The organism is Chlorogloeopsis fritschii PCC 6912 (assembly GCF_000317285.1).
GTDB lineage: Bacteria > Cyanobacteriota > Cyanobacteriia > Cyanobacteriales > Nostocaceae > Chlorogloeopsis > Chlorogloeopsis fritschii.
This window is the reverse complement of the sequence record NZ_AJLN01000036.1, coordinates 16,944-27,637: the sequence shown is the minus strand read 5'-3', so window position 1 is coordinate 27,637 and position 10,694 is coordinate 16,944. Positions and strand designations below refer to the sequence as shown.

Annotated in this window: 7 protein-coding genes; all 7 read left to right on the top strand. The window is 42.9% G+C overall.

Annotated features, from left to right (window positions below; genetic code table 11):
• The first annotated feature begins 642 nt into the window (after nt 1-642).
• The 7 genes from UYC_RS0102245 (at nt 643) to UYC_RS0102210 (ending at nt 10,499) form a co-directional block, all read left to right on the top strand.
• On the top strand, nt 643-1,152 hold the full coding sequence (locus UYC_RS0102245) for a hypothetical protein (RefSeq protein ID WP_016873011.1): 510 nt from the start codon (nt 643-645) through the stop codon (nt 1,150-1,152).
• Nucleotides 1,153-1,358: 206 nt separating this feature from the next.
• Entirely contained in the window at nt 1,359-1,718 is a 360-nt protein-coding gene (locus tag UYC_RS0102240; RefSeq protein ID WP_016873010.1) for a glycine zipper family protein, read from the top strand.
• 154 nt (nt 1,719-1,872) lie between these two features.
• Nucleotides 1,873-2,274: an acyl-CoA synthetase gene (locus tag UYC_RS0102235; RefSeq protein ID WP_235082866.1), complete on the top strand. Its 402-nt coding sequence runs from the start codon at nt 1,873-1,875 to the stop codon at nt 2,272-2,274.
• A 44-nt stretch (nt 2,275-2,318) separates the two neighbouring features.
• The gene (locus tag UYC_RS0102230; RefSeq protein WP_016873008.1) at nt 2,319-5,975 is read left to right on the top strand and encodes a Yip1 family protein; all 3,657 of its coding nucleotides are present in this window, start codon (nt 2,319-2,321) and stop codon (nt 5,973-5,975) included.
• A 246-nt stretch (nt 5,976-6,221) separates the two neighbouring features.
• Nucleotides 6,222-6,587 carry a phage holin family protein gene (locus UYC_RS0102225; protein ID WP_016873007.1) on the top strand — a complete coding sequence of 122 codons (366 nt, stop codon included), beginning with the start codon at nt 6,222-6,224 and terminating at the stop codon, nt 6,585-6,587.
• 358 nt (nt 6,588-6,945) lie between these two features.
• Complete coding sequence (locus UYC_RS0102220; RefSeq protein WP_016873006.1) at nt 6,946-7,482, top strand: hypothetical protein; 537 nt, start codon at nt 6,946-6,948, stop codon at nt 7,480-7,482.
• Nucleotides 7,483-7,781: 299 nt separating this feature from the next.
• Nucleotides 7,782-10,499 carry an MGH1-like glycoside hydrolase domain-containing protein gene (locus UYC_RS0102210; protein ID WP_016873004.1) on the top strand — a complete coding sequence of 906 codons (2,718 nt, stop codon included), beginning with the start codon at nt 7,782-7,784 and terminating at the stop codon, nt 10,497-10,499.
• Nucleotides 10,500-10,694 lie beyond the last annotated feature (195 nt).

Sequence of the window (10,694 nt, the reverse complement as noted above, 5' to 3'; positions counted from 1 at the left end):
GCGGCTTCCCGCAGGGTGCGGCGGCTTCCGCCGATGGTGCGAGCGGGGATAGCTGTGGTTGCTGTGCAACCACAGCGTCGGCTCTGCCGACAGCAGAAAAATCGGAGATTTTTCTGCCCCCGCCGCACCTGCATGGCAATCAGAACTTCGGAGGGTTCCCCCCGTTGAAGCGACTGGCGTCAAGTGGCGTGAACTGGCAAACCCGAAGGGTACAAGTTCTCAGTAATTGAAACTATCATAAAAAGATAAGAAACTAATAAGGAATAAAAAAGGAATTTATCAATATTATCTTGTTAAATTCTGCTATTCATCCTAAAAGGTTTAATATAACAAGATTTTTTGAGATTATATTGCGCTACGGATACTGAATAAATTTATTATTATTTAATAATTTCTTATGGAATTTTACAGTTTGACACGGATATTTTTTCAAAACTTAGTACACGACTAAAAAATCTTCCTTTTGATATAAATATTCCTCTATCTAATGGCATAACTATTGTTTTTATTTTCAAGGTATTTTACTTTCATCTCATAACTAAAGAAAGCTATTTCTGTTTGTCACCAGTATTATTCAGTTAGCTTGTTTGAAACATTCATATCAATTTTAATTTTTCTTACTTTGGTGAGAGGAGACCAATTATGAGGCAACTAACTAAGATGCAATTGTGGTTGGTAGCAGGAGTTCCTATGGTAGTAGGTTTAACAGTACCAGCCTTAGCTCAAAATCCACCGACTCCAAAACTACCTACTCAAAAACTACCTACTCAACAAAATCTACCTACTCAAAATCCACCTGCACGCACCTATCAACCCGGCTACTGGCAACCGATCGCACGGGTAAATCCAAAGCAAGCAGTGACAGTTGTGCTTTTGAATGAAACCAAAATGCCTTTGAAATACAATTTCCTAGACGGGCGGGCCGATAATGATTTACCTGTAGGAGGTAATGCAAAACTTAACAATATTGCTCTACCTGTAAATATTGCTATTTACAATCCCTCCCAAGAAGCTGCTTCTGGAAAAGCTGGTGGTTTAAGGTATGAAACTTCTGCCAAAGGTAACACGATCGAGGTCAGGGTTCAACCTGTTGAGGTTGGTGGTTACCGTGTACTCAATGTTTCTAAAGGGGGTGGAGTTTACGCTTATTAAAATGATGGATTACACAGATCGATTTAGTTAGTTGAGCAACGTTGTACATTTTTAATATTTTCTGTATAGACCCACTACAAAGGTATAGCTATCAATGAGACGTTACCAACTTGTGGTGGGGATTTAATTTCTGAGCAAATTTCCAAAAACCAATTTAAATTCACTTGATGACAGTAACCTTAGATAACGGTAAAAAGAGGTGGACTATGAAGCAGTGGAAAAGATACGCAGCTGCTCTAGGAGTCAGTCTTCTCGCTGTGTGCTTGGTTAGCACTCCCAGCCGAGCAGATCGAAAAACAACAGGAGCGCTGATTGGCGGTGCGTCAGGAGCCATTTTTGGCAATGGATTGGGCGACTCACTTAGAGGTGCTACCCTTGGAGCCGGTGCTGCTGCGGTGACTGAGGAAGGAAAGCGTGGCGAGCAGGCACGCCAAACTGCCACAACAGGCGCAGCTGTAGGAGCCGGGGTTGGACTGCTCACGGACGGTTTGGATGGAGCTATAAAAGGCGGACTCTACGGCGGTGCGGCTGGCGGGATTGTCGGTGGTAGCAGTAACAAGAAATAACTAATAAATGGTTGTGCAAAATAAATTATCTAGTTAGGCAAGGGAACAGGGAAGGAATACAGCGATTTCAGCCGTATTGAAAAATGGCTAAACATTTATGCGTAGGTACTTAACTCATAACTCAAAAGATTGCAGAAATGAGGAGGAAATGAAGATGAAGTCGCTAATTAGCCGCATAGTGGTAATATCTGCTCTTAGTGCCACATCAAGTGCAGGAATATTCTTGACAAGCTTGGAAGTACAAGCAGGTTCGCCTCAGCAAATAGTTCAAAACAGGACTACTCAAAAGACATGGAATAATAACGAACTTGCCACGATGACGGTAAAAGAAGCCTGGCAGAAGAGTGGCAAGAACTACGACTCCTTTGTCCGCATGGTTCAGCAACTTGTGGCGTTATCAGTAGAGAAGCGGGGGTATCAGCTGCGCCCCTCCAAGGAAGCGGGTAGAGAACTTGGGCAGATGATCCGCAAGCAGGCAGAAAACGATCCGGATCAACTCCTCTACGCAGTTGTGGACTCATCAGTTCGGGAGTATGCAAAAAAACACAAGCTGTGAGGTAAATGGCATAAGATTCACAAAACAGACATGAAAATATAGCCATGTCCACAACCAATGTCAATCAGCTCTGGGAATTCTTGGCGGGAGTATTCAGCTTTAATGCAGAGGTCTTCCGGCAAATTAGTATTCTACCCAATGGATTTACCCTAGCGCTTTTGATTGTCCTCATCTCTGGTTTATCTCAGGCGATCGCCGAGAGCATCATTCTTTTTATCAATCGTGTTCAGCCAGTACGCTTCATTTTTAGCCTGTTAATCAATGCAGTTTTGTATACATTTGGGTATCTGTTTCTAGTATTTAGCTCTTGGCTGATTTGCCTGATCTCTTCATCCATCCATTTTCCCTTTAATACTTTGGCACGGGTGTTAGGACTGAGTTATGCGCCCTTGCTGTTCAGCTTTTTAGGGGCACTGCCTTACCTGGGAGTTCCGATTTTATGGCTGTTGTCAGTTTGGCACTTATTGGCAATGGTTGTTGGCTTTGGAGCAGTTGCTGGGGTTTCGCCAGGAGCTGCTTTTTGGTATGTTGCGTTTGGATGGGCGATGCTGCAAATATTACAGCAAACCATTGGTCAACCGATCGCTAACTTGGGGCGTTGGCTGGCAAATAAGGTGGCTGGAGTTAAGTTAGTAACTAATCGGGAAGGAATGACTGAATTAGTTGGAACTGGCTTGAATCGAACTCCCTCGCCTGCAACCGTTCCAGATGTGCAACAGTTTATCGCCTCAGCAAGACCAAGGGTAGAGGAGGAAAATTTAACACCACGAGTTAGTGCTCATACAACAAATGATACTAGTAGGGCTGAAGCTTCTGTTTGGGCTAATAATACATTCAGCAAACGGCAGCTCATCCAGTTTCTGCGTTTACTAGGAATGGTAGTTCTTGCCTTCCTAGTAGCAATTCTGCTCAGACCTGTGCGTGAAGGATTGTTTGGGTGGTATAACCAACTGCCAGGGATGTTCCGATTTGTTTTTGATCTAGTGTGGATTGGCATTGTGGCGCTCGTCTTTGCAGGGCTGTTGGCTCCTCTCGAAACCTTGGGGTGGTGGGCAGGTTGGTATGACGATGAAGTAAATACAACCATCAATACGGGAACCTTGGCAGAACCTGTTGCAGATTCCCGAAACATTTCTCGCTATGTCATTTATCTTGATGGAATTTGTCAATCTAGTTCTGAATATCTTCCCGACATTGAAGATTTTCTAGATGCCTTAGTTCCTGCTCTACCTAATGATATGGCGCTCATTCGAGGGTTGATGGTCTACTCAGTCTTTAATAAACCTCTAGTTGAAGACCGCCCCCTTGGCTTTCTGTGGCGACTTGCAGATAGGTTGCGCTTTGCCAACCCTACTAGCTTGTTGGGTTACTTAGTTAACCTTCGCAACGTCTTAATAGTCTGTGTCTCAGCCGATCGGCGTTACGGCCCCCTCTACAATCAGGGCATAGCTCAGGTTATGTACAATGCGCTGATTAATAACGGTTACCAGCCTGGAAGTGGCATTCCTATCACTTTAATCGGCTATAGCGGTGGAGGGCAAATGTCTGCGGCATCTGCACGTTTCCTGAGACGAGCGGCTGATGCCCCTATTGATGTAATTTCCTTAGGTGGAGTTATCAGTGGCAACTGCAATATTCTCAAGCTTGAACACCTTTACCATTTAGTAGGTGAGAAAGACACAGTTGAACCGCTTGGGCCAATTCTTTTTCCTGGGCGCTGGAAACTGTTGCCGCTTTCCTACTGGAATCGAGCCAAACGACTCGGCAAAATTAGCTTTATTTCCCTTGGGCCTGTCGGACATCAGGTTCCGGGTGGAATGTTAGATCCAAAAGTATATCTGCCAGATGGACGCAGTCATTTGGAACAAACCGTTAATTTTATCATCCAAATTCTGCACGGTAGAATGCTGGTTGCTGAAGAACACATCACTAGAAAACCTACTAACTACGGACTCTACCAGCAAGCAGCCTTTAATCACCCCGATTATTACCCACTCAATCAGACGGTTGACTTAAATTGGTATCGCCCCCTTGGACGCTGGATAGGTCGTTTAATTTTGCCGCCGCCACACGAAAGACAATCTGTTCGGGGCGCTCTGTTTGAAGTTCATCATGCCGATGCGGGTTATGAATATTTGGTGGGACAGATTGTAAACTTGCGTTGGCTGAACGACCAAAATGTGCAGAACTGGGTACGGGCAGTAACACACGATGTTCACTTCAGTGCGGATGCAGAGTACGCCAGTAAATATGGGGGTTCAATTCATCCGGTGCGCTTAAATCATTGGCGGCAGGTCGATCCACTGGAATCTCTTGCAGGTTCACGTCCAAATGATGATATGGTTGTGATGCTAACTGACGATACTATTGTCGAAGCAGCAGCAAATATTACCCTTCGCATCCGCACTCAACCAGTACAAATCACCGGGCGATACTACGGTTTAGTTAGATTCTTACAGCCCATTGCAGGAACCGACCAATTTCGAGTTGTGCATTTCAACCGTAGCTCTCGACAATTTGATGGGATCGAGGAAATTGTCCGTCTACCGCCACCAGTTGCCGATCGCAATGGCTGTTTTCCCTCCACTAGCCGCCAAATTGAGCAATCTCTACTCAATGAAACAGGTTGGTATATTTACGGAGCTAAAGATGCGTCAGGATATTTTGTAGTACAGTCCCTTGCCCCACGCGCCCTGATGCGACTCCAACCAGATCGGGTAATTTTTGGTCGCAAACCAGCATATAAATATATTCGTAAAGAGGCTTGGGTTAACATTGTGGCTCAGAAAGGAAAAATTAGTTCGGTGTTGCTGAATTGCCACAATCAATCGATTCAAGATGCGATCGCCGAATGGCAGGAAGGCGATCGGGCCTTGTTATTGCACACCTATGGTGGTATCGGGGGCAACAAACAAGAACCAGCTGCTGCAACCCCCATATTTTTTGGTCATTTTGCCTATGGATTAGCCCAGGTTGTGCGCGAACCGCTCGCAGATGAACTCCAGTTTAATATACTCTACTATCAGATTTACACCCATAACACGGATGGACTAGTTGCAGGAACCTTTCACTGGTCGCGCTACATGGGCGATCGCCAGTTTGGTTGGGCGGGTGTTCGTCCTGTTTGCGATATTTTAGTGAAGCTCGATGCATTCACTGGGGACTTTGAGTTTAATGGCACAAAACGTTCCGTCCTAGACATCATGCTAACCCAACTTCAAGCCATGACTGCTCGTTATCGGATTGGTGATGGTACCGGTGGAACCTACGTCGGGCCAGCAAATAACTGCGCCCAAGACTCCAACGAGGCATTGTTTGCCAGTCTTCGCAGTCTACAGCGAGGGATTGAATCAAATGCCTCTTTCTTGCAAAACTGGCTATTACATAACCCAGAGCAAGCCAGACAATATCACCAGTTATTGGAACTGGAAAAAGCTTTGAAACGGGAGCTTCAGCCATTAGGTACAGCCCGTTCCGACTGGGAAAAAAATGAATACAATTTAGGCAGTACTATCGAAGATGCACCTTTGCGAAACTTGCTAACTGGATTGGCTAGCTGGAAAACTTTGTTACCTCGCCTAGCAAGCGATACAATTGTGCGTGTTTTTCTCAAACATAATGCTTCTGTGTGGGTTCTGCGTACCAATCAAATTGGTGGCAACGATCCTGACATTGAACCGATCGCACCGATGACACTTTAAATATCATGTCCGCTTCAAGACTGATCATTCAGTCTAGTAGTGGACTAAATAATTAGCAAAACTTAAATATTAATCATAATAATTGTTTATCTTTTAGTTCAACTCTTCGTAAATCTGGTAACGTTAATTGAAGTTCTTAACAATTTTCCCAAATCAAAAAATTAGAGCAAGCATTGGAACGCAAAGCTAAGTGATTGCAGATATCAAGTTACCTTTGTCCATTGTTCATATTTGAGGCATAAAAAAATGACTGGCTTTCTCATTTCTATCGTCGTGATAGCCATCAGTTTATTGATTATCTCTAAGCTACCTTTAGGTGTTGAAGTTGATAATCCTTGGATTGCTCTGGTTGCTGGAGCAATCATTGGTGCTTTCAATGGGTTTTGGAGTTTGTTTCCGGGATGGTTTAGAACGACAAGTGCTGTGGTTAGTTTGGGATTGATTCCCTTGATTGGGAGTATTATTGTGTTTGGTCTAGCTGCTTGGCTAGTTCAAGGATTTCGATTACGGTGGGGGATTGGCAGTGCAATTATTGGAGCGATCGCACTCAGCATCGTTAACTCTATTCTCTTGTATATGTTGCGGCTAATTGGTTTAGTTCCAGCCTATTAACCAGAACAATCTTGGGCAATGCCTCCTTGTAGTGGCGTGCCCAATTAAAATTTTTTATTCTCAGAACAAAAGTCAGAATATATTCTTAATTGTATAATTGTAAATTCTGAATTCTGTATTCTTCAATATTTATTTTTTTCTTAATCTAATTCTTATTTATTTCTTATTTTGTTATTATAACCTCTTTATATTTTAAAATTATTCTGATTCAAATAACTCAATTTCAGTAAAATGAAAATAAAAAATTAATGATTTATTTATCTAAAAAAAATTATAAGAATGGTCTTTAGCCATATAAAATATTCCACAGTTAGTATGTTGTTATTTTACGCTTATCTCTACTGTGGAGTAGTCAATAATGGTGCATTACCAGTTGTCAGACAGCGAATTGTCCATCCTTATGCAGGCTCCTTTACAAGCCATCATGGCACTAACTCTGTCAGATAATATCGATCCGGTTTCTTTTTTTAAAGAAGTACAAGCTGGAATTCAGATTATTACAGCAGAACAACAAAGCCAAAATATAGCAAGTGATTTGGTGAAATTTTTTGTTACTTCTTTTGATGCAGTTGACAACAAGAAATTTTTGAACGATGAAGAATTAGTGTTAAAAAAGGAGATTGAATTGCTGAAACTACTACAGAACCTCGAACATCCAGCACAAGGACGTCAAAAAGCGATCGCTCATTTTGAGCAAGTTGCATTGATTCTAGCAAATAAGCTAACTACTACACAGGCATCTGAGTTTAAGGCTTGGTTAATGTCTATTGCGCGTAAAGTTGCACAAACAGTTGAGGAGGAAGAAGGTATTCTCTGTGTTGGCGGTGAGCAAGTTCATTATGTAGAAGCATTCATGCTCAAAAAGTTAGAACATACTTTGACATTAAAAGCGTAGTTATTTTTTTGCAAGTTCGTATGTATGCCAAGTTTAGCAAAGCAAGAGTAAAATCAATTAGTTTTTGCTAACTGTTAAATTGCACCTGAAATTTAGGAGAAAAGCAATGGCTGAATTGATTGTGATCGCTCTTTAAATGTTTCGTCTTTTGAAAACTGTTCAGAAATTAGAACACCTTGATGAAACACATATACTATCTGTGCAAACAATACTTTTAAAAGTGTTAGCTATCATCTATCTTTGTACAGATTTAGCAATCTTAGGTTTATGATGACAATAAAAGGAGAATAAAATCTACAATGGAAGCTGCAAAGCGCAATGTAGAAAAGCTCAGACTACAAGAGGCTCGTGAACAAAATATACCTTGGAGAAAATGGGGGCCTTATCTTAGCGAACGGCAATGGGGAACTGTGCGCGAAGATTACAGTCAAGCGGGAAATGCTTGGGATTATTTTAGCCACGATCAATCTCGTTCTCGTGCATACCGTTGGGGTGAAGATGGGTTGGCAGGTATTTGTGACGATCGCCAACAACTGTGTTTTGCACTAGCTCTGTGGAATGGTGTTGATCCCATCTTAAAAGAACGATTATTTGGACTGACTAACAGTGAAGGAAATCATGGTGAAGATGTCAAGGAGTATTACTTTTATCTTGATAGTACGCCTACCCATTCCTACATGAAGTACCTGTACAAGTATCCCCAACTAGCTTATCCCTATGCAGATTTAGTAAATACGAATCGGCGGCGAAATCGGCTGGAATTAGAATACGAACTACTTGATACAGGAGTATTTGACGGCGATCGCTACTTTGATATTTTTGTAGAATATGCCAAAGCATCCCCAGAAGAGATTCTCATTAAAATCAGTGTTTGGAATCGGGGTGCAGAAACCGCATCGCTCCATATTTTACCAACCTTGTGGTTTCGCAACACCTGGTCTTGGTTTGCCGAACCATCACCCAAGCCTTTTATCAAACAACTCAACGATCAAACTATAGCTGCATCTCATCCCGAACTTGGTGAGCGGTATTTGTTGTATTGCGATCGCGCTGTTCCATTTTTGTTTACTGAGAATGAAACCAATCGGGAACGGATATTTAACCTGCCTAATAAATCTCCCTACGTCAAAGACGCAATTAACGATTACATTGTCCATGGCAAGCACGAGGCGATCAACCCTGAGAAATTCGGGACAAAAGCCGCAGCCCATTATGTACTAGAAATTCCTGCCAATGGAGTAGAGGAGATTCAGCTATGTCTGAGCAATCGCTTGTTAGATGCTGCTTCCTTTGGTGATAAGTTTGAGACAGGGCTGCAAACTCGTTCCTTGGAAGCAGATGAGTTTTACAACGCCATTATTCCTGTGAATGTTTCAGAGGATGAGCGCAATGTTATGCGACAGGCGTTTGCTGGGATGTTATGGACAAAACAGTTTTATTATTATCCAGTCTATGATTGGCTCAAAGATGAAATCTTGCCACCAGATTGCCAACAGCGCCAACCAACTCGAAACAGAGAGTGGTTTCATCTTGAAAGTGCCGATATCCTCTCGATGCCAGACAAGTGGGAGTATCCTTGGTTTGCTGCTTGGGATTTAGTATTTCACTGCGGTGTTTTGGCAGTCGTGGATATAGACTTTGCCAAAGAACAGCTCAGACTGATGACTAATCAAGTCTACCTCCACCCCAATGGGCAAATTCCCGCCTACGAGTGGAACTTTAGCGATGTCAATCCCCCTGTTCATTGCACGGCGACTTGGCAAGTTTACCTGATAGACAAAGCTATGCGGGGTGGAGTTGGCGATCGCCTGTTTCTCGAAAGTATGTTCCACAAACTGCTGATGAATTTTACCTGGTGGGTGAATCGTAAAGATGCGTGTGGTAATAATGTATTTGAAGGCGGCTTTTTAGGCTTAGATAATATCGGTGTTTTTGATCGCAGTGCGCCCTTACCGACTGGTGGAACGCTCGAACAGGCAGATGGTACTAGTTGGATGGCGATGTTCTGTTTGGATATGTTAGCGATCGCCCTGGAGTTAGCGCTGTTAAATCCTGCTTACGAAGAACTCGCCTGCAAATTCTACGAACACTTCATGTACATTGCCGCAGCGATGGATCGCATTGGTGAGAATGAAGATGAATTGTGGGATGAGGAAAACGGCTTTTTCTATGATGTGCTGCGATTTCCCAACGGCTCTTCTCGGCGGCTCAAAGTGCGATCGATGGTAGGGCTGATACCGCTATTTGCATCTGCTGTTTTCGACACAGATGTGCTAGAGGAATTGCCTATTTTTAGAAAACGAGTTACTTATTTCACCCAGAAGTTTGCCCCATACTTGCAGAATATCAGCAATCCGGCTCAACCTGGGGTTAAGGGTAGGCGTTTGCTGTCCCCTGTGAATCAAGATAAATTACGCCGCATCTTAGAAAAGATGCTCGATGAATCGGAGTTTTTGAGTGATTACGGTATCCGCGCCCTCTCTCGCTATCACAAAGATCATCCTTACATCTTCTCAGTGGGTAGCAATGTTTACCGTGTTGATTATGAACCCGCAGAATCGTCAACAGGGCTATTTGGTGGTAATTCTAACTGGCGTGGGCCGATCTGGATGCCAGTAAATGCGTTGCTGATTCAATCCTTGAGGAAGATGTATTCCTACTATGGTGATGAGTTCAAGGTTGAATGTCCAACTGGATCTGGCAATCAAATGACTTTGTGGGAAGTTGCCAACGAAATTAGTCATCGCTTAACCAAAATCTTTCTCCGTAACGAGCAAAGTTGTCGTGCTGTTTATGGGAGTACCGAGAAATTCCAAACCGATCCACACTGGAAAGATTTAATACTATTTTATGAGTACTTTCATGGTGACAATGGTGCAGGAATAGGTGCTAGCCATCAAACAGGATGGACAGGTATAGTAGCACGGCTGATTCAGGCTAATGCAACTTTGACTCCACAAGATGTTCTGGAAAAAGGATTTCTGTGTGTATCTTCCTCAAGTTTTGTGCGATCTTAAAGCGCGAAATTGGTAAAATTGGAAAAACTGAGTTCTAACACCTTCCTCCAGTGGCAGGAAATACTGACATCCAAGAGAATCAATATAGCTTCTTTCTCTAAAGTGTAAAGATATTTCCCTCAGATACTTGGGTTAATTTCTAGACCGTATTTCTAAAGCAAGGTCAAGTAATGAGAGAGTGACACTTCCAAATTG

Excerpts from the sequence above, each read along its gene's own strand:
- UYC_RS0102235 (WP_235082866.1), top strand. The coding sequence starts at position 1,873 with ATGAAGTCGCTAATTAGCCGCATAGTGGTAATATCTGCTCTTAGTGCC.
- UYC_RS0102245 (WP_016873011.1), top strand. The coding sequence starts at position 643 with ATGAGGCAACTAACTAAGATGCAATTGTGGTTGGTAGCAGGAGTTCCT.
- UYC_RS0102220 (WP_016873006.1), top strand. The coding sequence starts at position 6,946 with ATGGTGCATTACCAGTTGTCAGACAGCGAATTGTCCATCCTTATGCAG.
- UYC_RS0102225 (WP_016873007.1), top strand. The coding sequence starts at position 6,222 with ATGACTGGCTTTCTCATTTCTATCGTCGTGATAGCCATCAGTTTATTG.
- UYC_RS0102240 (WP_016873010.1), top strand. The coding sequence starts at position 1,359 with ATGAAGCAGTGGAAAAGATACGCAGCTGCTCTAGGAGTCAGTCTTCTC.
- UYC_RS0102230 (WP_016873008.1), top strand. The coding sequence starts at position 2,319 with ATGTCCACAACCAATGTCAATCAGCTCTGGGAATTCTTGGCGGGAGTA.
- UYC_RS0102210 (WP_016873004.1), top strand. The coding sequence starts at position 7,782 with ATGGAAGCTGCAAAGCGCAATGTAGAAAAGCTCAGACTACAAGAGGCT.